Annotated in this window: 21 protein-coding genes and 1 pseudogene; 11 read left to right on the top strand and 11 right to left on the bottom strand. The window is 44.1% G+C overall.

The window, feature by feature from the left end; translation table 11 throughout:
• Nucleotides 1-106 precede the first annotated feature (106 nt).
• Nucleotides 107-460, top strand: coding sequence for a DUF3127 domain-containing protein (locus ACFPFU_RS20360; protein ID WP_377067566.1), 354 nt, complete (start codon nucleotides 107-109; stop codon nucleotides 458-460).
• 70 nt (nucleotides 461-530) lie between these two features.
• Here ACFPFU_RS20360 and purE read toward each other — a convergent pair whose 3' ends face one another.
• The 4 genes from purE to ACFPFU_RS20340 all read right to left on the bottom strand — a co-directional run bounded on the left by purE (nucleotide 531) and on the right by ACFPFU_RS20340 (nucleotide 4,334).
• On the bottom strand, nucleotides 531-1,049 hold the full coding sequence (gene purE, locus ACFPFU_RS20355) for a 5-(carboxyamino)imidazole ribonucleotide mutase (RefSeq protein WP_377067564.1): 519 nt from the start codon (nucleotides 1,047-1,049) through the stop codon (nucleotides 531-533).
• Complete coding sequence (locus ACFPFU_RS20350; protein ID WP_377067739.1) at nucleotides 1,046-2,185, bottom strand: 5-(carboxyamino)imidazole ribonucleotide synthase; 1,140 nt, start codon at nucleotides 2,183-2,185, stop codon at nucleotides 1,046-1,048. The genes purE and ACFPFU_RS20350 overlap by 4 nt, the downstream gene beginning before the upstream one ends.
• 163 nt (nucleotides 2,186-2,348) lie before the next feature.
• A complete protein-coding gene (locus ACFPFU_RS20345; RefSeq protein WP_377067562.1) occupies nucleotides 2,349-2,501 on the bottom strand; it encodes a lmo0937 family membrane protein in 153 nt (50 codons plus the stop codon).
• Nucleotides 2,502-2,573: 72 nt separating this feature from the next.
• Nucleotides 2,574-4,334 (bottom strand): MutS-related protein, encoded by a 1,761-nt coding sequence (locus ACFPFU_RS20340; RefSeq protein WP_377067560.1) that lies wholly within the window; start codon nucleotides 4,332-4,334, stop codon nucleotides 2,574-2,576.
• A 367-nt stretch (nucleotides 4,335-4,701) separates the two neighbouring features.
• Here ACFPFU_RS20340 and ACFPFU_RS20335 point away from each other — a divergent pair, with 367 nt between their 5' ends.
• Together ACFPFU_RS20335 and ACFPFU_RS20330 are read left to right on the top strand one after the other, a co-directional pair.
• A complete protein-coding gene (locus tag ACFPFU_RS20335) occupies nucleotides 4,702-5,163 on the top strand; it encodes a hypothetical protein (RefSeq protein WP_377067558.1) in 462 nt (153 codons plus the stop codon).
• A pseudogene (locus ACFPFU_RS20330) lies at nucleotides 5,144-6,357 on the top strand (GTP-binding protein). The gene ACFPFU_RS20335 and the pseudogene ACFPFU_RS20330 overlap by 20 nt, the downstream one beginning before the upstream one ends.
• Nucleotides 6,358-6,880: 523 nt before the next feature.
• On the opposite strand, the gene ACFPFU_RS20325 reads toward ACFPFU_RS20330, so the two are convergent.
• The 3 genes from ACFPFU_RS20325 to ACFPFU_RS20315 are packed head-to-tail and all read right to left on the bottom strand — an operon-like array spanning nucleotide 6,881 to nucleotide 9,576.
• Complete coding sequence (locus ACFPFU_RS20325; RefSeq protein WP_377067556.1) at nucleotides 6,881-7,741, bottom strand: mechanosensitive ion channel family protein; 861 nt, start codon at nucleotides 7,739-7,741, stop codon at nucleotides 6,881-6,883.
• Between the two features lie 48 nt (nucleotides 7,742-7,789).
• On the bottom strand, nucleotides 7,790-8,500 hold the full coding sequence (locus ACFPFU_RS20320; RefSeq protein WP_377067554.1) for a methyltransferase domain-containing protein: 711 nt from the start codon (nucleotides 8,498-8,500) through the stop codon (nucleotides 7,790-7,792).
• Entirely contained in the window at nucleotides 8,497-9,576 is a 1,080-nt protein-coding gene (locus ACFPFU_RS20315; protein WP_377067552.1) for a type III polyketide synthase, read from the bottom strand. The genes ACFPFU_RS20320 and ACFPFU_RS20315 overlap by 4 nt, the downstream gene beginning before the upstream one ends.
• An 84-nt stretch (nucleotides 9,577-9,660) precedes the next feature.
• Here ACFPFU_RS20315 and ACFPFU_RS20310 point away from each other — a divergent pair, with 84 nt between their 5' ends.
• From ACFPFU_RS20310 to ACFPFU_RS20300, 3 genes are all read left to right on the top strand, one after another.
• Nucleotides 9,661-10,557 carry a UbiA family prenyltransferase gene (locus ACFPFU_RS20310; protein ID WP_377067550.1) on the top strand — a complete coding sequence of 299 codons (897 nt, stop codon included), beginning with the start codon at nucleotides 9,661-9,663 and terminating at the stop codon, nucleotides 10,555-10,557.
• Between the two features lie 101 nt (nucleotides 10,558-10,658).
• A complete protein-coding gene (locus tag ACFPFU_RS20305) occupies nucleotides 10,659-14,105 on the top strand; it encodes a ThuA domain-containing protein (protein WP_377067548.1) in 3,447 nt (1,148 codons plus the stop codon).
• A 68-nt stretch (nucleotides 14,106-14,173) separates the two neighbouring features.
• Nucleotides 14,174-14,830 carry a hypothetical protein gene (locus tag ACFPFU_RS20300; protein ID WP_377067546.1) on the top strand — a complete coding sequence of 219 codons (657 nt, stop codon included), beginning with the start codon at nucleotides 14,174-14,176 and terminating at the stop codon, nucleotides 14,828-14,830.
• A gap of 81 nt (nucleotides 14,831-14,911) precedes the next feature.
• Here the strand turns inward: ACFPFU_RS20300 and ACFPFU_RS20295 are convergent, their stop codons facing one another.
• Nucleotides 14,912-16,768, bottom strand: coding sequence for a M56 family metallopeptidase (locus ACFPFU_RS20295; protein WP_377067544.1), 1,857 nt, complete (start codon nucleotides 16,766-16,768; stop codon nucleotides 14,912-14,914).
• On the bottom strand, nucleotides 16,768-17,142 hold the full coding sequence (locus ACFPFU_RS20290; RefSeq protein ID WP_377067542.1) for a BlaI/MecI/CopY family transcriptional regulator: 375 nt from the start codon (nucleotides 17,140-17,142) through the stop codon (nucleotides 16,768-16,770). Before ACFPFU_RS20290 ends, ACFPFU_RS20295 begins: the two co-directional genes overlap by 1 nt.
• A 150-nt stretch (nucleotides 17,143-17,292) precedes the next feature.
• Between ACFPFU_RS20290 and ACFPFU_RS20285 the strand changes: the two genes are divergently transcribed.
• A complete protein-coding gene (locus ACFPFU_RS20285; protein WP_377067540.1) occupies nucleotides 17,293-18,066 on the top strand; it encodes an NRDE family protein in 774 nt (257 codons plus the stop codon).
• Between the two features lie 23 nt (nucleotides 18,067-18,089).
• Complete coding sequence (locus tag ACFPFU_RS20280) at nucleotides 18,090-19,079, top strand: YpdA family putative bacillithiol disulfide reductase (RefSeq protein WP_377067538.1); 990 nt, start codon at nucleotides 18,090-18,092, stop codon at nucleotides 19,077-19,079.
• Nucleotides 19,080-19,100: 21 nt separating this feature from the next.
• On the opposite strand, the gene ACFPFU_RS20275 is transcribed toward ACFPFU_RS20280, so the two are convergent.
• A complete protein-coding gene (locus tag ACFPFU_RS20275) occupies nucleotides 19,101-20,351 on the bottom strand; it encodes a sensor histidine kinase (RefSeq protein ID WP_377067536.1) in 1,251 nt (416 codons plus the stop codon).
• A gap of 107 nt (nucleotides 20,352-20,458) precedes the next feature.
• Nucleotides 20,459-22,090: an adenine deaminase gene (gene ade, locus ACFPFU_RS20270; RefSeq protein ID WP_377067534.1), complete on the bottom strand. Its 1,632-nt coding sequence runs from the start codon at nucleotides 22,088-22,090 to the stop codon at nucleotides 20,459-20,461.
• 148 nt (nucleotides 22,091-22,238) lie between these two features.
• Between ade and cmk the strand changes: the two genes are divergently transcribed.
• From cmk to ACFPFU_RS20255, 3 genes are all read left to right on the top strand, one after another.
• Entirely contained in the window at nucleotides 22,239-22,916 is a 678-nt protein-coding gene (gene cmk, locus ACFPFU_RS20265; protein WP_377067532.1) for a (d)CMP kinase, read from the top strand.
• A gap of 5 nt (nucleotides 22,917-22,921) precedes the next feature.
• The gene (locus ACFPFU_RS20260; RefSeq protein ID WP_377067530.1) at nucleotides 22,922-23,821 is read left to right on the top strand and encodes a 4-hydroxy-3-methylbut-2-enyl diphosphate reductase; all 900 of its coding nucleotides are present in this window, start codon (nucleotides 22,922-22,924) and stop codon (nucleotides 23,819-23,821) included.
• Between the two features lie 130 nt (nucleotides 23,822-23,951).
• A complete protein-coding gene (locus ACFPFU_RS20255) occupies nucleotides 23,952-25,316 on the top strand; it encodes a Na(+)-translocating NADH-quinone reductase subunit A (RefSeq protein ID WP_377067528.1) in 1,365 nt (454 codons plus the stop codon).

Genomic DNA, 25,316 nt, shown 5'->3' with positions numbered 1-25,316 from the left:
AAATAGCGTTGTTCAAAATTAACCATTCAATCTTTGATAAGCGGGGTTGCCGTTTAAATTTTTGATTTGTTTTGGCTACCTTCGCTTTTTAACCAAACCAATTATCATGGAAATTTCAGGAAAAATCATACAGGCACTTCCGGAACAATCGGGTAATGGCAGAAATGGGGTGTGGAAGAAAAGAGATTATATACTTGAAACCACCGGACAATACCCCAAAAAAGTTTGCTTGACCGTATGGGGGGATAAGATAGACCAGTTTGCTATGCAGGAAGGAGAGGATGTTACCGCCAGCATAGAGATTGAGAGCCGCGAATTCAATGGCAGATGGTATACGGACGTGAAAGTTTGGAAGGTGGCCAAGTCGGGAGCTTCTCCCCAAGCGTCTGAAAAAGGAAGTCCCGTGCCGGATGTCACTTCTTTTTCAGAGGAAAATGAGGGGGATATTCTGCCTTTTTGATCAGCATATTCCATAAGCCGGAGACGGGGGATGGCTGCCGCGGGCAAAAATTCCACCGTCATTTACGGCTTTATTTGCCAAGCACTTCCTTCCAGCCCTTTTCCTCCACTTCTTTTGCGGTTTCCTCTACCTTTTCTTTAAGGCTGTTTTTGAAAGCAGCCAGATTGACCCCCACGGAAGACTCATATGCCCCCACAATAGAGGCAGCAAGTATTCCGGCATTTTTTGCCCCGTTGAGGGCTACCGTGGCCACGGGAATTCCCGATGGCATTTGCAGGATGGATAAGACACTGTCCCAACCATCGATGGAGTTGGAGGATTTAACCGGCACCCCAATAACAGGTAGGGTAGTAAGAGAGGCGACCATACCGGGAAGGTGGGCCGCGCCTCCCGCTCCCGCAATGATGACTTTGATACCTCTTTCTTTTGCTTTTTCAGCATAGGAGATCATCCTCAGAGGGGTTCTGTGCGCCGAAACAATGGTCAATTCATAACCTACGCCCAGCTGATCCAGGATTTCCGCAGCTTCTGACATGATGGGAAGGTCTGACTTGCTGCCCATGATGATGCCTACTTGTGTTTTGCTCATGCCTTTATTTTAATGGAATCTTTGATTTTTTGTGCCCTCTTTTTGAGTGTTGCTATATCTTCTTCTAAAATAGTCACATGCCCCATTTTGCGGAAGGGTTTGGTTATTTTTTTGCCATAAAGGTGGACATAAACCCCTTTTTCTGCCAAGGCATCATCCAACCCCTCCACCAAAGCTTCCCCGGTATAACCGGCTTCGCCCAGGAGATTGACCATGGCTGCCGGGGACCGTACTGCTGTGTTACCCAGTGGCATGTTCAAGACGGCCCTGAGATGTTGATCAAACTGAGACGTAAAGTTGGCCTCTATGGTATGATGACCGCTGTTGTGTGGGCGGGGAGCGATTTCATTGACAAGCACCTCCCCTTCTTTAGTGACGAACAGCTCCACTGCCAGCAAACCGACCATTCCCAGTTTCTGGATGACATCAACGGCTATGTTTTGGGCTTGTTGGGAAAGGAAGTCTGAAATTTCCGCCGGAGAAAACAGGAATTCCACCAGGTTATGTTCCGGATGGAAGGCACATTCCACCGGAGCGAAGGTTTTGAGTTCCCCCCGCTCATTTCTGGCTACAATCACAGCCAATTCTTTTTCAAAATCGATGAATTTCTCCAGGAGGCCCGGCGCATCAAAAGCTTTTTCCAAATCCTCTGCCTTTTTGAGCAGTTGTACGCCTCTGCCATCATATCCTTCCCTGCCCAATTTGTTGACAGCCGGTAAAAAACCTGCGTGAATGGATACATCGGACCTGTTTTCCGTGAGAATAAATTCGGATGTGGGAATCCCATGATCCCGGTAAAACTGTTTTTGCTTCCTTTTGTCCTGGATCAGCTCAATGATATGGGGTTGGGGATAAACTTTCTTGCCCTCTGTCTCCAGTAAACGCAGCGCATCGGTGTTGACGTGCTCGATTTCAATGGAAATGACATCACAGGATTTTCCGAACTGGTAGACCGTATCAAAATCTTTTAGGTCCCCCTTTACGAACCGGCTGCTGAGGTGTTTGCAGGGCGCTTCCGGATCAGGGTCCAGTACGTGTATATCCACATTGTGATTGATGGCAGCTTGGATCAGCATCCTTCCCAGTTGGCCTCCCCCCAATATACCCAGGGTTTTATTCTGATAATCGTTTTGCACTGTAGTCAATAGCTATTTTAATTTACACAGGCCAAAATTAACGAGAAAAAATGAATAAGGACCAATTACGTCATAATTCAACCGTCAACTCCCCCGGTTCATAAATAAAGCCATCCGTGATCACGGATGGCTTTTGTTTATATATGAAAGTATTAAGTATTTACTAAATCGACCTGCCGCCTATTAATCTGAACAATACGGCAATAACGGCCAAGACCAATAGTATGTGAATCAGTCCACCTACACTATAGACAAATGCGCCAAAAATCCATCCTATAACCAGGATGATTGCAATCAAATATAACAGAGAGCTCATAATAGGTTAGTTTAGTGGTTATCAATTTTACCAAATAACCCCAATTTTGGTGCCAAAAAAATTGCATAGCATTTATAACAGCCTGATCCCCATGAGCTCCATAAGTTTTTGAGCATTAAAATCAGGACACGCCCCACTTTTGAGTTTGTAATCAAAATGGATTTCGTTTTCCTCTATTTTGTGATGGAAACTGTAATTAACAAGAGTTGGAAGGGTGTTTTCAAGTTCACTGAGTTCAATATCATGGGTAGAAATAATTCCTTTGGCAGGAGTTTCCGACAATTGCCGTATAAGCGCTTCACTGCCCATTATCCTATCACGGGTATTGGTACCTTTAAGGATTTCATCCAATAAAAAAAATACCGGCTTATCCTGAGAAGCCAATTTGAGGAGCCCCTTTATCCTTGCCAACTCAGCATAAAACGAGCTCACGCTTTCACCCAGGCTGTCGATGTTCCGCATACTGGTGTAAAGATGAAATTCCCCAGTAGAGAAGCGGGTAGCCATGGGACTAAGGCCCATACCGGTCAGGACCAAATTGATCCCAATGGTTCTCATAAATGTTGTTTTTCCCGACATATTTGAGCCGGTAAGCAGGATGGTCTTTTTGTCTTCCGGCAGGTCAAAATCATTTCCAACGCACTTCTCGGGGGCGATCAGCGGGTGTTTGAGTGTTTGGAAGGATAGGACCGCTTTCTCCAACCACTCGACTTCACAATGAAGCTTTTCCTCATCCGTAAATGAAGCCAGGGATGTCATGGCTTCCCATTCCTCATACACTTCTTTCCATTGCTGTACCCTGTAACCGTACTTGGCCTTCCATTTTTCCAACCGGTATAAAATGATGAAATCCGTCCAAAACAGTAAGTTAAAAATGAGGTACATCAGGTTCATCCGGTTTTGGACAACAAAACTTTTTTGTTGCAGTGTTTTGAGCGCTTCCGATGACTTGAAGTTGTCGTTTTTGATCGGGGCTTGGAGAGCGATCAAGCTGTCATTTGAAAACGATATGTTTTCCAAAAGCTGGGCCCAGTATTTATAGGTTTTCAGATCCCCATCATTTGGCATTGCTTTGACCGCCGCCAGAAGTGGCCTGAACACAAGTCCCAATACCAATAGTCCGACTAGAATGAAAAAACTGAGGTAATAGAAGGGGAGATATCCAAACAAAACACCGAACAGCAGAAAAGTGCCTGCAAAAGGGCCCCCTATCATCGGAACCCAAAAGGCTTTTTTCCACGAACCGGGGGCATTTAGCCAACGGTAGAATTTTTCCTTTGGTTTTTCTTCTTTTAAGAATGCCTGCCCTATTGCCTCATAGGTAAGCAAAAAATATTCTTTCTTGCTCAACTCCGTTATAGCAAGGTTCCGTTGCCGTGCCGAGTGCTTGTCCATCAAGGAAAGCATCCATGAAGCGAGTTTTTCCTTTCCCCCTTTGCTGACCGTGTGGTTGATCAACTGAAAGAGCGAATGCTCCCCGAAAAGATCCAAGTCGTTTGCATAAGGATGGCTTTTGCTGGAAAATTCCTGTCCCGGATCAAATGACGCCAATTCCCTTTTTAGCCGTTTCTTTTTATCGGCTTTTATTTTGGCAATGGCTAAAATAAAAGCCTCCCGGTCTTTCTGTTCATTGAAACGCAGGATGAGGTAAACGAACATAAAACTTAACGGGATGAACAGGAGAAGCAACCGGTTGTATTCGGCGAGCCCCACCGCTGTAATGGCAATCAGGGACAAAAAAAGGGCTAACCTGCCCAAGGATAGCAGGACAATTCTCCTTTTGGTTTTTGCCAGTGCTCTTGCAGGATCAGAAAAGTCAAAATTTATATCCATATCCATAAAATCTGTTTTCACCCGGACCCGTCTCTGCTGTTTTACGGGATTTTTAATGTTCGGTATTCGGTGTTGATGATCAAACGCAAGGGCTCCAATCCCTATTGAGGCCTTTGAACGCTTTTTATTCCTGCTTTAAGAGACATCATCCGTTGTCTTTTGTGATTAGGAATAAAACGGTTAAAGATAAGGATAATTTCCCCTCCATTTGTCAAATGAATCTCCCACAAGCAAAAACAGTTATTCAATTAATTGCAACATTGTTGCAGTTAACTGAATTTGTTATTAACTTTGGCCCATCAGTTTTTTCTTCTTTATAGAATAAAATTGGTTGACAACTAAGACTCCGGGAAACCGGAGTCTTTTCATGAAAGCAATGATGAGAAGAGGTTTCAAGCGATGGCTTTTTGCAATGGTTACCATAGCGGCGTCATGGATTGCTGCACCCAACCCGGATCTATGGGCCTTGTTTTCCAAAACCCGGTTTGTGGAAAAACTGAACAGGGAATACGCAATGTATTTTTTGTATCCGGCTTTTCCGGACGAACTCCGTGCCTGGGAAGGGAAGGAAGTGGAGCTGTCCGGCTTCTATATTCCCATCGATGTGGGTACTTCAAAGATGGTTGTCCTTTCTAAATATCCAATGGTAGAATGTTTTTTCTGCGGCGGGGCTGGACCTGAAAGCGTGGCGGTTGTTTACCTGAAGGAAAAACCCGGGAGAAGACTGAAAACCGATGAAATAGTATCGGTAAAAGGGATATTGGAACTCAATGAAGACGATGTAGATGAATTAAACTTTATAATCAGAGATGCGCGGATTATACCCTGAACCTGTTAGGAAATTGCCAGTGACCGTTTTAAGCGGTTTTTTGGGAGCCGGTAAAACGACTTTGCTCAATCACATACTCCATAATAAGGAAGGCTTGAGGGTAGCTGTCATTGTCAATGACATGAGTGAAGTAAATGTTGATGCCCAGCTTATTAAAAAAGGCAACACGCTTTCGAGAACAGAGGAAACCCTGGTGGAAATGAGCAACGGCTGTATCTGCTGCACCCTTAGGGAGGACCTGATAGTAGAGGTAGAAAGACTGGCTTTGGAAAACCGGTTTGATTATTTATTGATTGAAAGTTCGGGAATCTCTGAGCCATTGCCAGTGGCGCAGACTTTTAGTTTTATGGATGAGGCAAACGGAATAAACCTTTCCCGTTTCAGTAGGTTGGATACTTTGGTCACGGTAGTCGATGCCTATAATTTCTTTAAGGACTTCGGAAGTGGTGATACGGTATTTGACCGTGCACTCAATCACGACAGGGAAGACCAGAGGGCCATTGTCAACCTGCTTACTGATCAATTGGAGTTTGCCAATGTCATTGTCATCAATAAATCCGATATGGTGTCCCTACTCAGCTTGGGGAGTTAAAAGCAATAGTCGGCAAACTTAACCCGAAGGCCAAAGTCATATCCACCACCTATGGGTCAGTCGCGCCAGATGAGATCATCGGTACAGGCTTGTTCAGTTTGGAAGATGCATCTGAAACGACGGCATGGCAGGAAGAATTGGAAAAAGAGCATACGCCTGAAACCGAAACGTATGGGATCACTTCATTTGTGTTTAAAGATAGAAGGCCATTTCATCCTGACCGGTTCTGGAACTATATCCAACATAGCTGGCCAGCTGACATTATCAGGAGCAAGGGGCTTTTTTATCTTGCGTCAAGATTTGATGTGGCCATTTCCTGGTCCCAAGCCGGTGGCTCCCTAAAAGCCGAAGCGGCCGGTGTCTGGTGGGCGAGTATGCCATTTGCGAGACGTATAAAATTCGCTTCTTATATAGAAAACAAGGACCTTATAGAACAAAAGTGGGACAAGGTTTTTGGGGATCGAGTGAATGAACTTGTGCTGATAGGACGGGGAATGCAGCCTAAAAAGATAGTATATGAGCTGGAAAAATGTATGTTGACGGACCGGGAGATGGCAGCTCTGATGAAAGGCGATTCATTTACAGACAGTTGGCCTATCTGAACAGAAAGAATTGCTATAAATGGACTATTTTGCGATCATATTGGATTATTTTTTAAGTCAATGGGTTGAACAACGTTTTTAATTATTTATAAAACTTATTTCGTGATTTAACTGAGTACAAATGTTATTTTTTGTTTTTTGGAAGGTTAATTATGTTTTGTTCTATTTTTTTGATAAAAAATTGTCATTTTATTGGGAATATTATTTTAGGCGTATTACATTTCGTATGCAGATAGTAAGATAATTAAAAAGAGGATATTGTATTCATCAATTGACTTCATGTCAATCTGATTCCAGGATGATAAAAATAGGTAGGTGCGGATGATGAAATTATGGGCAATTCCTATCCATTCGGTCATGAGTGGGATTTGTTTTATGAATTGGCCATGATTGTGAAGAATGAACCGATTTGTTAGGTTCAGTTTTGGTAGTTGGTTATTTTTTAATGTAGGGTTTGCCCGGGGCCTCTCGAACTTGGTAGTGTCGGAGGCCCCGGCATTTTTTTATCCATTATGATTTTCGCCTATTTAGGCAATTTTTTCATTTCAGGAATTCCATTAGGGAAGAAGTGATGCACATCTCTTTGAGGGAAGGGGATCCCGATATCATTGGCCTCAAAAGCTTCTTTTATCGCTTCCATGTTATCCCAAAACACAGGCCATAAGTTTGAAGTATCTGCCCAGCACCTTACACTCAGGTCCAGGGAGTTGTCACCGAAGTTTGTAAATAACACCACCGGGGCAGGATCTTCATGTATGCGCTCATCTTTTTTGAGTGTTTCAAGAATTACTTGCCGGGCTTTTTTCAAGTCAGTACCATAGGCTACCCCCACACTCATTTCCACCCTTCGGGTTGGCTTGAGCGAAAAATTAGTGATACTGTTATTGGCCAATGCGCCATTGGGTATGGTCACCACTTTGTTGTCAAAATTCCTTACGGTGGTATACAAAATAGCAATGGCCTCCACCGAACCCAGGGTGCCCTGGGCTTCTATCGTATCCCCCACTTTAAAAGGTTTGAAGATGAGAATCAAAACCCCGCCGGCAAAGTTGGCCAGCGACCCTTGGAGTGCCAGACCAACGGCCAGGCCGGCAGCACCCAATACGGCAATAAATGCGGTTACTTCAACCCCTAAAGTGGATAAAACAGCCAGTATGAGCAATAGGTACAATACTCCCTTTAAGAAACTACTCAGAAAACTTGCCAGGGAGGGTTCAATTTCGTAATTGACAAACAGCTTGTTTGTAGTTTTCAATGCAAAATTAATGATGTACCGGCCTATAAAATAGAAGAGAACAGCCAATAAGACTTTAGGTATGGCGATCAAAGAAAACGCGACAGCCCCATCAACGAGGCTTTCAATTGTACTGGCATCTAAATCCATAGTGTTAAATTTTAGAAGAAATTTATTGAATTCACAAATAAAAAGGGTTTACACCCAACAAATAACCTGCCATCTGAAGGCCCAGTGCCATGAAATGGTAAAGTTTTTTATACCTGCACCCAAAAGTATCGTTTCCCAATCTTTTTTGGAAAAACTTCGTGCTACGGAAACAGGCGCATCATTTTTCACCATCTCCGACTTGGAAAACAGCGTGGTCAGGGTCTTTATGCTGTAATAAGCCAGCGGATGTCTGTGCAAATCATTTATAAGAATCCCTAATTTAGCTTTTTGTTTGAAATTTTTGAATAACAAACGCAATTCTTCATCGGTGAAATGATGGGTGAACAGCGTGCAGGTAATGATGTCGACATTGTTCTGAATAAAATCCGGCTCGAAAACATTGCCTACGTGGAAATGAATGTTTGAGGATTGTCCAGAGAGGTTTTCCTTTGCCAGCATGATGACATTGGGGTTGGCGTCTACAGCTATAAACTCCAACGGATATCTTTTTTTATCTGCCCATTTGGCCATTACTTTGATCATATCCCCTCCTCCGCAGCCCAAATCAGCTACAGTAACCGGCCAAGTGATGTTCGGCCCCGTTAAGAGCCTATGCAAGCCTGTTGTGGTGACTCTATTGCCTCCCAGGAGTTTGTTGATGATTTTCAGTTCCTTGAGCGTTTGTAAAAGCACTTCACCTTCACAAAGGAGATCGTCCATCATTTCTTTATCCGTACTTCTTTGGCGGAGCCGTTTCATATTTTCTCTATCAAAAGTGTCTCCATGGAAAGCCCCGGACCGAATCCCATGGCCAGTACATCTCCCTTCAGAGAGGCGTCATCCATCAGGGCTGAGAGCACGAACAGAATCGAAGCCGAAGACATATTACCAAACCTTCTCAATACCTCATGGGCATGGATATTTTGACATCGGTCAATGCCAAAGGCCACTTCCACTTTTTTCAGTATCTGGGTACCCCCGGGGTGGATCGCGAAGTTTTTGATAGTGGATAGATTGAATTTACTTTCCATTTTTTCTTTCAGTAATTTAACGCCTTTGTCCAGTAGCTCCGGTACATATTTACTAAGTTTCATTTCAAATCCGTAATCGCCGATGTGCCAGGCCATATCCGGCTCCCCTTCATTCAGAATGTCACTTTCATAACCTTTGATTTTAATCCCTTCATTCGAATGGGTGACGAGGATGGCCGCGGCCCCATCCCCAAAAATGGCATTGGCTATCATGTTGTCCTCATTGTAGTCCTTTTGAAAATGAATGGTGCATAGCTCCACAGAAAGTATCAAAACCTTGGCTTTGGGTTCACTTTTGCAAATTCTGTCAGCTAACTTGATGGCGTTGAAAGCCGCATAGCAACCCATGAAATGGATGGCATATCTTTCTATGGTGCTTTTGAATCCCATTTTTTGAATAATGTCCATTTCTACACCAGGGGCATACATGCCTGTGCAGGAAACCAGAATAAGATGGGTGATTTGCCCGGGACTGACACCGGATTTGTCCAGGCATTCCGATATCGCGGAGATGCCTAAACTTGGCGCAACTTTCTGGAATATGGACATTCTTTTTTTTGTTCCCGGAAATGGTTCCAGGGCCATGTTTTTAGGAAAAAAAGCAAACTGTGCCGGATCCTGGTGTCGAAAATCCTCTAAAGCGCTGTGGCGGGAATTTATTTCAGAGAGTTTGTAAATGAAGTTTAATTTCCGGCTGTCGGAGGCGTTCAAGCCATGGGCCATTTGCATGAACCTGCAGATTTTTTCCTGAGGGATTGGAGCTCCGGGGTTGGCCAGGCCTATACTGACGATATGGCTTTGCATCCGTTTTTATTTTGGTTAAAAATTGTTGTACATTCAAGATAAGTAAAAAACCGTTCCTTTCCAGAAAAGTTATCCTTGAAAAATATGTTTAAAAGTTCCAGCTGGAAACACCTCCGGATCACCTTTTCGTATTATCTGATGCCGGTTTTCTGGTTTGCGCTGGCGCTTGCTCCGAATATTGATGCGGAGCGTATTGTATGGGTGTGGGTGGTGCTTCATTTGTTTTTGTATCCTTCCAGCAATGGGTACAATAGTTATTTTGATAAGGATGAAGGCAGTATCGGGGGGTTGAAACATCCGCCCAGGGTGACTGGAGGGCTTTATTACCTCTCTCTGGTGTTTTTCTTATTGGCACTCGGAACAGCCTTGATGGTAAATTTTGCCTTCTGCACCATGGCCGGCGTGTATGGCCTTGTCTCTATGGCCTACAGTCACCCCTCGATTCGCCTAAAGAAATACCCCTATCTTAGCTGGTTGACCGCAGGGGCATTTCAGGGATATTTTACTTTTGCGATGACTTATGCTGGATTAAGTGATTTTGGGTGGGAGGTGTTTCTCAGACCCGGAGTATACATTCCAGGCTTGTTGACTACTTCCCTTTTACTGGGCTCGTATCCTTTGACGCAGGTTTACCAACATGAGGAAGACAGCAGAAGAGGGGATATTACGCTGAGCCTGCGTTTGGGTATTAAGGGTACTTTTGCTTTTTCCGCAGCTTGGTTTTTATTTTCGGGATTGGCATTTGTATGGTACTTTATGGGAAAGAACCAGGACTGGGCATTCTGGACATTCCTGGCTGCGATGCTTCCGGTGGTTTTTTATTTCTTCATCTGGTTTTTGTTGGTCAGAAAGAATTCCGGGAAATATATAAATTATACCATGACCATGTGGATGAACAGGATTTCAGCCACTGCCCTTAATCTTTTTTTTGTCTACTATTTTTTCAAAAACACCCAGGTATTACAGTTGATGAATTATTGATTTCTCTTTCTGATTTTTAATTAAATAGCACAAGAATTACTTGAAAGTACATGTCAAAAAAAAGATAATCTTTATATTGGCGCAAAATTATCAAATTAAGTATGAGTGCATGGAATATGGGCAAGGGTTTATTGACCCTTTTGTTTTGTATAATCATTTTTGGAGCGTGTAATACCCGCTCCGGGACTCCCAAGATATTGGTTTTCAGTAAAACGGAAGGATTTTATCATGAATCCATTCCGGATGGCATCAAGGCCCTCGTGAAACTGGGTGAGGAAAACGGGTTTGAGGTAGATACTACCACCAATTCGGCCATGTTCACGGATGAAATTCTTCAGGAATACAGCGCCGTGGTTTTTCTGAGTACTACGGGGAACGTGCTGAATCATTATCAGGAGGCCGACTTTGAAAGGTACATTCAGGCGGGTGGGGGTTTTGTAGGAATCCATGCAGCCGCGGATACAGAATATGATTGGGCGTGGTATGGAAAAATGACCGGCGCCTATTTTTCTGACCACCCCGGTATCAAAGATCCTCATCCCAATGTTCAGGAGGGTGAGTTGGATGTGGTGGATAAAGACCACAACAGTACTTCCTTTTTGCCCGATCGGTGGGGAAGAAAAGATGAGTGGTACAGCTACAAGGATTTCAATGAGGACGTGAAGGTCCTTATTACCTTGGATGAAAACAGTTACCAGGGGGGAGAGGACATGGGATATCACCCTATCGCCTGGTACCATGAGTATGACGGTGGACGGGCTTTTTATACGGGCGGAGGCCATACCAAAGAATCATTTTCTGAGGAGCTTTTTTTGAAACACCTGCTTGAAGGCATCCGGTATGCGATAGGGAAAAACCGGAAATTGGATTACAAAAAAGCAAAGACCAAAAGAGTGCCTGATGCGGACAGGTTTGAAAAGAGGGTCATGGTGATGGGGGAATTTGTTGAACCCACGGAAATGACCATTTTACCCAATCTTGATATTCTTGTCGCGCAGCGGCGGGGAGAAATCCTCCTGTATAAACATGGTGATTCTACAGTTAACCAGGTAGGACTGTTGGATGTTTACTGGAAGACCGATGTGCCAAGGGTAAATGCAGAAGAGGGATTAATGGGACTTAAAGCCGACCCTGATTTCGAAAACAATCATTGGGTTTATGCTTTTTACAGTCCAAAAGAAGGATCTGTGAACAGACTTTCCAGGTTTAAATTTGAAAATGACCAATGGGATATGGGTTCCGAACAGATCATTTTGGAATTTTATTCCCAAAGAGATATTTGTTGTCATACAGGGGGTTCCATAGCATTTGATAAAGATGGACTGCTTTACCTGTCCACCGGCGATAATTCCACTCCGTTTAACCAACCGAATCAGCCGCATACTTTGCTGGGATATGCGCCTTTGGATGAAAGGCCGGGTTTTGAGCAGTATGACGCCTCCAGATCCTCAGGCAATACAAATGATCTGCGGGGCAAAATTATCCGGATCAAGGTAAATGAGGACGGGAGCTATGACATCCCTGAAGGAAACCTCTATCCGCCGGGAACAGAAGGAGCGCGTCCGGAAATATATGTGCAGGGTAACAGGAACCCTTACCGCATCGCAGTGGACCAGAAAACCGGATATGTGTACTGGGGTGAAGTGGGACCGGATGCCAGGGGTGACAGCTTGGGAATAAGAGGGCCTAAAGGTTATGATGAGGTAAATCAAGCCAAAGAAGCAGGTTTTTTTGGTTGGCCTTTCTTCGTAGGAGACAATTATCCCTATAATGCCTATGATTTTGACAAAGGGAAAAGCGGGATACAGTTCGACCCAGCCAAACCCGTAAATCTCTCAAGGAACAATACCGGCCTGAAGGAATTGCCTCCCGCCCAGCCTGCCTTTATATGGTATCCCTATGACAACTCTCCCGAGTTTCCTCAAGTGGGTACCGGCGGAAGAAATGCTATGGCGGGACCGGTATATTATTCAGATCTATATCCCAACGGCGGGGGATTACCGGAGTATTATGATGGCAAGCTCTTTATTTATGAATGGATCAGAGGCTGGATTAAGGCGGTGACCATGGATGAAGAGGGCAATTATTTAAAAATGGAGCCTTTCATGGAAGAGGTGAAACACAATGCCCTTATCGATCTGGAATTGGGGCCTGATGGCAAATTGTATTTGCTGGAATATGGAAATGGCTGGTTCACCGCCAACCCCGACGCGACGTTGTCTGTGATTGAGTTCAACCCGGGTAACAGGGCGCCGGTAATTGCTGGTGTACGTGTGGACAAAAGCTCAGGGGGCCTGCCCTTTGAAATAAACCTGGAGGCAGATGTAAGGGATCCGGAGAATGATCCATTGCAATATGCATGGGATATGGGCAATGGTGAAATTGTAGAAACCAAGGAACCGAGGTTGACATACACTTACCAATCGGTTGGCGATTACGGTATTACGTTACAAGTAAGTGATCCCGAAAAGCTCACGGCAGTAAGCCGGCCCGTGGAGGTTTATGCGGGTAATATCGCTCCTGAAGTAACGATTGACATTCAGGGTAACCGTACCTTTTACTTTCCGGGGAAGCAAGTCGCTTATGAAGTAAAAGTCAGGGATGAGGATGACCCGACGGCTGGGGATGATCTTTCATCGTTGTATGTCACCGCGGATTACATAGAAGGTTTTGACAAAGCGGAGGCTTCACTTGGGCACCAGGTAATGACTGATGCCATGGCTGGAAAAAGTATCATGGAATCCCTTACCTGTAAGACTTGCCATAACCTTGATGAGGCGTCAGTGGGCCCGGCTTACCAGGAAGTGGCCAAAAAATATAAAGGGAATTCCCGCGGCGCTGACCATCTCATCAATAAAATCATAAAAGGAGGGTCAGGCGTTTGGGGAGAAACCACCATGCCCGCCAATCCGGATCTGAAACAGGGAGATGCGAGGAAAATAGTGGCCTGGATATTGTCTCTGGCTGAAACGGATAACCGGGAAGCCTCGCTGCCAACAGCCGGCCAAATAAAACCAACTCTGGGCAAGCAGATGTCTGATAACGGTGTATTGATCCTTTCAGCCAGCTTTACAGATAGGGGCGGAGAAAACATCAAACCCCTGAGCACAACTACATCCGTCTATCTCAGAAACAGCAAAGTGGATTTTGGCCAAGTGGACGCTATGGAAGGGTATAATACTTTCAATGTGGAAGGCAATGACATTATGTTAGCCCCAACCGGAGAAGGCCACTTCATTCTAAAGAATATTGACCTGAATCAAATCGCTTCGATAGATCTGGTGGCCGCATCCCAGAGAGCGATGGATTATGGATATGAACTAGAGGCCAGGCTGAACAACCCTGACGGAAAAAGGATTGGCCAGGTGATTCTTAGGGCCAATGAAATGAAAGGCAAAGGAGAGGAAATTATTTTCAAACCCTTGTCGATGGCGCTTGAACGGAATTCGTATGATAAATTACAGGATCTGTATATAGTGACGAGGCCATTAAACGCAGAAGAGTCTGTAAACCTTGCCTTAGTGGGTATGGAAATGAAATCCGAGTAAAGCCGGAAAAATTATAAAATCAAATAAGACCGGCCCGTTATGATCATATGGGCCGGTCTTTTGGTATCATGGAAGAATTTGTACTGAGGAAAATAGAAAACTATAGCCGACAGACATCTTCACAGCTGACCAGGGAGATAAGGTGGTTTTTTGGAACGGAAAATCCACAAAAGCACCGGCTCAAAGAAAGATACCTGACCCATGCGGATTTCCAACACCGGATAGACACCTACTACCCCATTCCGGGGAGAATCGATTGGGGTTTGAAATCAAGGGAGGGGAAATATGAACTCAAACGTTTGATTGCTGCTTATGAGCCCTTGCGGTTTTCAAAAACAGCAGCTGGAAAACACGAAGGCTGGGAAAAATGGGAAATCACAGGAGAGGAAATCAAAGATTGGGAAGCCTGGATATCGGACAATGGCTTACAACCGTTCTCTTTGGAAAAAAGGCGTTGGGTCTCAAAAATGCAGTTGGACAGTGAGGGGAAGGTGGAAATGCACGGATATAATGTCCGCTTTGAGAAGGGCTGTCAAATAGAATACACTGAATTAAGCTGGGACAGCCGGGTTTGTTTTACTTTTGGCCTGGAACTCTTTGGGGGAGAGGTGTGGGACAAGTTCCTGTCTTTTTTTTCTTCGGTCTTTGAAAATCAAACCTTAAAACTGGAAAACTCGTACGGGTATCCCTGTTTTATCGAAAAGATCCTGGGTAAATCGCGGTAACAGAAACAAAATGAGCGATAAATAAAATAAAAATCCCGCACCGGAATATGGGATGCGGGACATACCTACATTATGATTTGATCAGATATCTTTTTCCTTTTGCTTGTTTTCTATTTCTTTTTGTTTCTGCTCCAGTTTCCGCTCATTTTCTTTGAGTTTCTGTTCCATTTTCTCCATTTGAATGGCATGTTTTTCGGCCCATTTTTCCATTTTTTCCTCAAACTCTTTTATTTTGGGTTCATTCTCCATTCTCCAAGCTTCCATTTTCTGCTCAAATTCCTTCATCTTGGGTTCCATTTCCTTGGTCCAGGCCTCCATTTTTTTTGCAAACTCTTCCTGGGAAGCATTCATTCGCCGCTGGAGAGCTTCCATTTTGGATTGTAGCTTTTCGCGCAGCAGCTCCGCGTCCGGAGAGGTGTCACTGTGAATGCGGATGATCTTGGATGTGATTACCCTGATGCTGTCGGCATATTCCTTGCCGAATTTTTTGCTGTAAATCCTGATGGAATCCTGAAAAACCCGGTCAAAATTGAAATCCAGCACAGGTGTGGGGCTCAATACCAAGGGTGGCACGGGGGGAAAAGGGGGCAAAGTGTCTAATCGGACAATATTCTGAACATCTATGAAAATATTGGTGTCAAAATCGACGGGTAACCAGTTAGCTATTTCCCATTCTGCGGAGATATCGTTAAAGATATTGGTATCGATATCAACAGTTGCCCAGCTGTCGGTATCCCAATCTATGGAAACATCATTTTTGGGGAGGGTATCTTTCCGCATGATGGCATATTTACCCTTCCTGAGGGGATATTGTGGGGAACTGGCATGCAGGGAAACGTCCGTATAACTGTTTTTCAGTGTGGTGGCAAGCCAGGTTTCATTTTCAGAGAGTTGGGCCGGAGTGTTGGCACTTATCAGCAAGGATAAGCTAAGCATGCAGGCGAGGATCATGGCAGTACTGATTAAAGGTGGATTGGAATTATTGACTGTTTTTTTATAACCAAGGATTCTTTGAATCCTTTCCAGGGTGGGAAATGAAGGTCTGTGGGCGGCCATGCTTAATTCAGGAGCATTTTGCCGGGCATGGTTTACTACCGTGGCCAATCCATGGGCAAGGGCATGGGGATCGACGCCCGCCTTGATGGCCATATCGTCAGCGGCGTGTTCCCGATAATGCCTCACCTGGCCGTTGATCCACCAAAATGCCGGATGATAGAAAAAGAGAACTTCCAGAGCAGATTGCACCAGGTTGACTCCGAAATCACATCTTTTTATATGAGCCAGTTCATGGGCTAAGATAGCCTCGAGCTGTTTTGGGCTCATTTGGAAAACCAGACTGAGGGGAAATAGAACCACCGGTTTCCAGATACCATAGGTCATCGGCGTCTGGATATGCTCACTTCCCATGACCTGTATTCTCTGATGGATCCCCAGCTTACGGGTAAATCGAACAGCTGATTTTTGTAGCGTGATAGGCAATGCCTTATGGTTTTTATAGGCCAATTGCCTTATTTCAGCCAGGTTTCCAGCCATCCGCACCATGAAGAAGAGCATGCCTAAAAACCACAGATTGACCATTAGAGGCAGGTTGAGCTCGATATGGGTAATGATGAATTCCCTTGCGGATTCGTAAATGCTAATGCGGTCCGGTTGATAAGTGGAAAAATAGGCGTAGGATATTTCATGGGTTGTGGGCGGCTCATTGGAAGACGGATGGGTTGACGACAAATGGTACAGGGTACCTAAAAAGCCACTTAAAATCAAGCACAGCGCCACTAATCCATTTCGATAGTGAAACGCGGGTTTCCGGTGGCGAAAGATTTTGGCTATTCCCCATAGGAGTGTAGCGATGAGCAAGATCTGCCATACGGAATGGATCAAGGTCCATCCAATGGTTTCCAATAACTGTTGGGGAATGATTGTGCTGAAGGTGTCCATCAGGGTTTGTTTTCAAGTTGATCCAGGAATTTTCTTATTTCTGAGATTTCATCTTTTGAGGGCTTGCTCTGTCCAAGGGCCTGCATCACAAGCTTTTTGGCGGAGCCTCCGAAGGCGGTAGACATAAAATTTTTAACCAGTGATTTCTGCGTATCCTGCTGTGAGACGGCTGGATAATAAACATGGCTTCTTTTATCCTCATTTCTTTTTACCAAACCCTTTGAGAACATATTTTGTAAAGTTTTGAGGGTAGTGGTATAACCGGTTTCCTTATTTTCGCTCAGTTTTTCATGGATTTCTCTTACGCTGGCCTTCTCCTCATTCCATAAAATTGCCAGAATTTCCAATTCAGAAGCGGTAGGTTTATAGTTCATGCTTTCTTTTAGTACGATTTTGTTCGTATCAAAATTATACGATTGAAATCGTAATTCAAAATTATTTACGATTTTTATCGTATTAAAAAATGTTAAATAAATATTTGAGAAAATGGTTTTTCTTTTTTTCGACTTTATTACTTTGCGGGTATGTGTTTGATTGTTTTTAATTGGATGGACCATCCGGATTATAAATTGATGCTGGTGGCCAACAGGGATGAATATTATAAACGGCCTTCTACCCCCCTACACAAATGGGATGAAGGTTTTTTTGCGGGAAAAGACCTAAAGGAAGGAGGGACTTGGTTGGGATTCCATCCCAGTGGCAGATTTGCCGCACTGACGAATTTCAGGGATTATAAGAATGAAAGGGACACCGCCCGCAGCAGGGGGGAGTTGGTCAGGGGCTTTCTTGATGCTGACCTTTCCCCTATTGAATACCTGCAGAAGATAGAATCGAAAAAACATCTTTACAATGGCTTTAACCTGATCGTTGCCGAGAGGGACACGATGTGCGTGTTTTCCAATTATAAAGAAGGGATTGATACGGTAGAGGCTGGCTTGCATGCGATCAGCAACTCTTTTTTAGACACACCCTGGCCAAAAGTTATATCCGCAAAAGCTGATTTCCGTAGGTTTTTATTACAAAATCATCGGGATGTGGACAGTTACCTGGGCTTGCTGCAGTCGAAAACCTTGGCACCTGATGCGCTATTGCCGGAAACGGGATTGCCGTTCCATTTGGAGAAAGCGGTGTCTTCACAGTTTATCCATGTGGATGATTATTATGGGACGGTCAATACCACTGTGGTCCTGTGGAAGCATGACGGGGAGGTTATCATGAAAGAAAGGAAGTGGGTGCCCGAATTGGAGGAAAGTATGGTTGCCTTTGCGGTAAAAGACCAATGCCCAAGGAACTCATAGATCAAAATCATGTTTATCTAAATATGAAAAAACTGGAAGTATTGATTGTAGGAGCCGGCCCCATAGGGCTAGCTTGTGGTATTGAAGCAAAGAAACACAATTTAAGTTACCTGATAATAGAAAAAGGGGTGCTTACCAACTCCATTTACAATTATCCGGTCAACATGACTTTTTTCTCTACTTCCGAGAAGCTTGAAATGGGAGGTATTCCATTTATGTCCATAGCCAATAAACCTACCCGTCCTGAGGCACTGGAATATTACAGAAGGATAGCCAAACATTATCAGCTGAAAATCAACCTGTATGAAGAAGTTTTGAACTTGGAAAAGACAGAAGGGGGATTTGTGGTAAAGACTTCCAAAGAAAGCTATGAGACGGAAAAACTGGTTTTGGCTACAGGCTTTTATGATCTTCCCAATGAAATGAATGTTCCTGGCGAGCACTTGCCCAAGGTCACCCATTATTATAAAGAACCGTGGCCTTATATCGGTCAGAAAATCATTGTAGTGGGAGGAGGCAATTCGGCTGTGGATGTGGCACTGGAAACCTGGAGAAAGGGAGCCGAGGTGACGATGGTGGTCATGAAGCCACAGATTGATCAGACGGTAAAATATTGGGTGCTGCCGGATATCGAAAACCGCATAAAGGAAGGGTCCATCAAAGGGTATTTTAATTCTACGATTAAGGAAATCAAAGAAAAGGAGGTGATACTGGACACGCCCGACGGCGAGGTTACTTTGGAGAATGATTTTGTTTTGGCCATGACAGGGTATAAGCCCAATTTCACTTTATTGGATCAGTTGGGGGTGGAATTAAGCCTGGATGAAAAAAGACAACCCTGTTTTGACGATGCCAGCCAGGAGTCCAACGTACCAGGATTGTATCTAGCCGGGGTGGTATGCGGCGGTTTGAATACCCGGGAGTTTTTTATTGAAAATACCATTGTCCACGCCAGGTCTATCGTAGAAGATATTGTGAGGAAGAAATCAAGCTTTGAGAAAGTCGAAAAATAAGATGGGATAGACCGGCGCCGGTCAGTCAAACCCGTTTGGAATTCTGAGTTCAAAATTGGAGCCTTTTCCAGGCGAGCTGCTTGCTTTGATCCTGCCACCGAGTTTTTGGGCATTCTGGTGGCACAGATGCAGCCCCATTCCTGTACCTTTTTCATGATTGGTGCCGAAGGTTGATTTTATGTTCAGCTGAAAGATGTCCTTAAGCTGTTCTTCCGGAATACCGATGCCGTTGTCAGTAATGGAAATGATGATCTCATCTTCATTGGAGGAGACTTCCAGAACCACCTTGCCTCCGTTTTCGGTAAATTTTATCGCATTTTGAATCAGGTTTCTGATAATAAGCAGAAGCCGGTCTGTTTCAAGTCTCACGATGGGGTTTTGATAGTAGATGATTTCAAGGGAGATGCCCTTTTGTTTCGCGATCACTTTGAGTATTTCCAGTGTGTTTTCAAACAAGCCCCGGAGATCGGTTTCCTGGATCTTCACTTGTTTGTTTTTCAATTCAAAAGAAGACCAATCCAGGATATTTTCCATCATTTGGTAGGTACGCGTGGTAATCTTCAGCAGTTCATCATGGAGATATTCGATTTCGGCTTGGTTGAGGTCACTCTCCTTAAGGAGTTCCAGGGTTTGCATAATGGATTGCAGCGGATTTTTAAGATCATGGGAAATAATGGTGATGATTTTGTCCTTTTGGGAATTCACCCTGTTTAGATCCCTGTTTGCCTTTATCAGTTCCCTTCCTTTCTCACTGACTTTCCTTTTTTGGCTGACATAATATTGCTTGATGGTTCCTATGAGCAGGGACACTCCTGTCAAAGATCCCAGATAGGTTATACTATGGTCCAGAAAAATCATTTCCTGGTTACCGTACATTTGAGGGATATATTCCCGGAAAAAATTGCCTGCGTAAAACAGGAGCACAAAAAAAATAAAATTCAGGACACTCCAGAATATGAATTTATTTATGGGGGAAATGCTGAGCATTACCATGTGGACCAGGAAGAATATATAAAAGGTGGGTCCCGCATTACCATCGTTGAAATAAAAATTGAAGATGAGGATCGGGTAAGCCAAACTGCCGAACAAATAGTAAGCAAGCTTATAATTGTTATTGACCCTGAGCAGTTTATAAACATATAAAAGACAAATAAAGGTAAAACCTATCATGCCCACCAGGATGTAGTTACCTATCAAGGCATTGAAAAATCCCATTATCAGGACGTAAAACAACATTATAACGACGGTAGTATTAAAAATCTGTTTTTCCATAATGAGACTTTCTTCCCAGAAAAACAGTTTATTAAACCTATCTTTATATTCCCTCCAAAAATTCACAGTTCATAAGTTAAATAATTGCCGTCAATTTTTTAAGTTTTTTACACAAAAACGTTTAAAAACCCAAACGTATTCCCATTAAATAGTCCTTTATCGCTTAGTTTTATTTCAGGAATAACAAGCAGGGCCATGAAACTCAGGGTCATGAAGGGAGATTGCAAGGTGGTTCCCAACGCTTTGGCCATTTTATCCAATTTAGTATAATCTGCGGCAATTTGATAGCCATCTCCAGCAGACATCAATCCCCCGACAGGGAGAGGCACAATTTCTGAGGCAGAACTATTTACGACGGATAGTCCTCCTCTGTGTTCTATTATCAAATTTACTGATTTTGCCATAAGTTCATCATCTGTACCTACTACCACGATGTTATGGGAATCATGGGCCACCGACGAGGCAATCGCCCCTTCCTTTAAACCGAAGTTTTTGATAAAGGCCACAGCAGGTTGGCAGTGGTGATACCGGTTGATGAGGGCAATTTTCAGAATATCGCGTTCCGGGTCCGGAATGGCGTATCCGTTTTGGGTTTTTATCTCCAGCACCTGGCTCTTGGTAACCAATTGCCTATCCTGGGCGTGTATCACCCAGGCGCGGTTTGAGGGGGCCTTTATGAGGAAATCTTCTTTAGTTTTGGGAGTCGCATCAAAGTTATTGATCAGAGGATGGGTTTGGTGCTGAATTTTGGTTACGCCAAATTCAGACTGAAGTTGTCCATTGATATAGGTTTTTTCTATTTTGAAATCCTCTAGATTGTTGGCCAGTATAAAGTCTGCCGGATCCCCGGGTCTCAATTGTCCGACCTGCAAGCCATAATGGTTGATGGGATTGATGCAGGCAACCTGGAGCACATCGAACAGGTCTTTTCCTTTAGCTATTGCTCTAGCCGCCAGCTGATTGATGTGGCCTTCCGCCAGGCTGTCGGGATGTTTATCGTCTGAACAGAACATCAGGTTCCGGGCATGATGATCTATCAAGTCAATCAATTCGTCAAAGTTTTTTGCAGCGCTTCCCTCCCGGATGATGATTTTCATCCCCAATGAAAGCTTTTCTATGGCCTCCTCATATTGAAAGCATTCATGGTCAGTGGAAATTCCCGCCGCAGCATATAATGCTGCCTGCTCTCCTCTTAGTCCGGGGGCGTGGCCATCAATCGGTTTTCCATGTTTGCGGGCAAGGTTGATTTTTCGCATGACCTCTTCCTCATTATGGATTACGCCCGGCCAGTTCATCATTTCAGCGAGGTATAGAATCTCATCCCTTTGTAACAGCTGATCAATATCCTTAGAATTGATGGTGGCTCCCGAGGTTTCAAAAGCAGTTGCCGGAACGCAGGAAGGCGCACCAAAATAAAACTTGAAATTTACTTTTTTGCTGTTTTCAATCATGTAATTGATCCCATCCATTCCACATACATTGGCGATTTCGTGAGAATCCGAAACGACTGCCACCGTGCCATGTACTACGGCGAGTCTGGCGAATTCAGATGGGACCAGCATGGAAGATTCGATATGGACGTGCGCATCGATGAATCCGGGGAGGATAAACTTTTCGGGGGCGTCATCGATTTTGTCGATGGCTTTAATATGCCCATCAGCCACACTGACTTCAGCAGGATAAACAGACCGGTTTTTTATGTCGACAAATTGTCCCCGGATGTTAAATTCAGGTTCCATTTTTCGTAAAAGATTGACAGTCAAAAATAGTTTTTTCTTCAGACTTTAATAAAACCCCAATTGAATTGGGGCTGATTCCCTTAATAATTTTAAATCTACTATATTTGCACCTGAATAAGAAAGCAGGTACCATTCTCATTTTCCCTTAATGAAAAAAATCATTATCGCCATTGACGGATTTTCCGGGTGCGGAAAAAGTACAACCGCCAAAGCAGTTGCTAGGGCATTGGATTACACTTACCTGGATTCAGGCGCGATGTACAGGGCTGCTACGCTTCATTTTCTAAATAACTTCACCAACCTTACCAATCCCAAACAGATTCAAAAGTCACTTTCTGGCATGGATGTTTCTTTTCACTATAATGAGCAGGAAGGCATTCAGCAGGTGTTTTTAAATGGACTTAATGTGGAGGAGGAGATCAGAAGCATGGCGGTTTCAGATCAGGTAAGCGAGGTCAGTAAGATTGGTGAGGTACGGAAAGCAATGGTGGAAAAGCAGCAGAAAATGGGGAAACATAAAGGAGTGGTGATGGATGGCAGGGATATTGGCACTGTGGTATTTCCGAATGCCGAACTGAAGGTATTCATGACAGCGGATTTGGATATAAGAGCTGTCAGGAGACAAAAGGAGTTGCTGGAAAAGGGAGAGATGATAGAATTGGAAAAGGTGAAGAAAAATCTGGAACACCGGGATAAGATGGATACAGGCAGGAAAGAAAGCCCTTTGAAGAAAGCCGATGACGCGGTCGAACTCGATACAAGCTACCTCCAATTTGACGAGCAGGTGTCCAGGATTTTGGAATTGGCAAGGCAAAGAATGAATTGATGGCTATGGATGTAACAATTGATAAGAACTCCGGATATTGCTTTGGCGTGGAATATGCCATACAGATGGCTGAGGATGAAATGAAGGAAAGCCGAAAGCTTTACTGTTTGGGGGATATTGTACACAATGACATGGAAGTCGAGCGTTTGAGCAATAAGGGATTGGTAGTGATCGGCCGGGATGAGCTTGCGCAGCTGCATGACTGCAAGGTGCTGATCAGGGCCCATGGAGAGCCGCCGGAAACCTATAGGACAGCCATAGAGAACAATATAGAGTTGATTGATGCTTCCTGCCCGGTAGTGCTGAAACTGCAGCACCGGGTCAAAGCCGCTTTTGACAAAATGGAGAAACAGGATGGCCAGATTGTCATTTACGGGAAGAAGGGCCATGCAGAAGTCATTGGCCTCACCGGCCAGACTTTGGAAAAGGCCATCGTGGTGATGGAGGATAAGGATTTGGAACAGGTTGACTTTTCCAGACCCGTCACATTGTTCAGCCAGACGACCAAAAGCACCAAAGGGTTTTACTCCCTCAAGGAGAAAATTGAGGCGCGCATCAAGGAGAAAAGGGGCGTGCTGAACGAAGTAGACTTCAGTGCCAATGACTCCATCTGCCGGCAGGTATCCAATAGGGAGCCGCAGCTACAAAGGTTCTCAGAGGAGAATGATGTGATCATCTTTGTTTCCGGTAAGAAAAGCTCAAACGGAAAAGCCCTGTACCAAGTGTGTAAAGGGGTGAATTCCAAAAGTTATTTCATAGAGAATGAAAGGGAGATTGATTCAGCTTGGTTTGAGGCCGATGACCGGGTAGGTATTTGCGGCGCAACGTCCACTCCCATGTGGTTGATGGAGCAAGTGAGGGACTACATTCTTTCACTCGAAATAAAACAAACTACGGTGGGATGAGGACCATGAAAAATTCACGTGATCTTTGTTCACCGTATGTAAATATTCAGGGAATTGTCTTCTTATAACTAATGTAATTTATTAGATTTGAGGCGTTTTTCAAAGGATCACACAGTTTCAAAATTTAAATATGTCAAAATTAGTCAAGCTTAAAAAAGGGTTTGATATTCGTTTGGTTGGAAAGGCCGGAAAGCAAATCGGTGATTTTCAGCCTGTCAAAACCTTTGCCATCAAGCCAACTGATTTCATCGGAATGCAAAGACCAAAGGTTCTGGTCAAGGAAGGTGATACGGTAAAGGCCGGTACCCCGATACTATTTGATAAGAAGATGGAAAAGGTGCAGTTTGTAGCACCCGTCTCTGGGGAAATAGTGGAAATCAAACGGGGGGAAAAAAGAAAATTGCTCGAAATCAAAATTCTCGCAGACAGTGAGATTCAATTTGAACAGTTCGGTAAATTTTCCGACGCGGAGATCGAGTCTGCCAGCAGAGAGAAAATCGTGGATCACATGACGGCTTCGGGTGTCTGGCCACAGATCATTCAGAGACCTTATGGGGTCATTGCCAATCCGGAGGATGAACCCAAGTCTATTTTTATTTCCGGATTTGATACCCACCCCTTAGCACCTGATTATGACTTTTTATTAAAAGGGCAGGAAAAATATTTTCATGCAGGGATAAATATACTCAGAAAACTTACCGGTGGTCAGGTTCATCTTGGTCTGAGTGCCAACGGTACCGTCCCCGAAGTATTCTCCAATGTTCAGGGAGTTCAGGTAAACAAATTTTCCGGTCCACATCCATCAGGAAATGTCGGTGTACAGATCCACCACATTGATCCGATAGGGAAAGGTGATTTGGTATGGACACTCAATCCCTATGGAGTAGCGCAGATAGGCAAGTTGTTTGTGGATGGCATATATGATGCGTCCAAAGTGGTGGCCATCACCGGGTCTGAAGCCAAAAAAGCAGTTTATGTACAAACCTATTTGGGATGCTGTGTAGACAGTTTTGTGGCAGGTAACACCCAATCGAACCATTTCAGGGTAATCTCCGGAAATGTATTGACGGGGGAAAAGATAAACCGTGACGGCTATTTAGGTTTTTACCACCATCAGGTCACCATTATCCCGGAGGGGGACTATTATGAATTTCTTGGCTGGATGAAGCCGACGGCAGACAAGTTAAGTTATCATAAAGCTTTAGGCCTTTTTTCTTTCCTGTTCCCCAAAAAGGAATTTGTACTGGATTCGAATACCCGCGGTGAAGAACGGGCTTTTGTACAAACCGGCATATTCGAAAGCGTAACGCCGATGGACATTTATCCCGTGTATTTACTGAAAGCCATCATGGCTGAGGATTACGATGAAATGGAAGAGCTGGGGATCTACGAAGTAGTGGAGGAAGACCTGGCGTTGTGCGAATTCGTGGACGTGTCCAAACATCCGGTTCAGGAGATAGTTAGAAAAGGTATAGAACTCATTCAATATAGTTAA

Origin of the sequence: Negadavirga shengliensis, from assembly GCF_042652345.1 — a bacterium.
GTDB classification, from domain to species: domain Bacteria; phylum Bacteroidota; class Bacteroidia; order Cytophagales; family Cyclobacteriaceae; genus Negadavirga; species Negadavirga shengliensis.
This window is presented reverse-complemented; position numbering and strand designations above follow the sequence as displayed.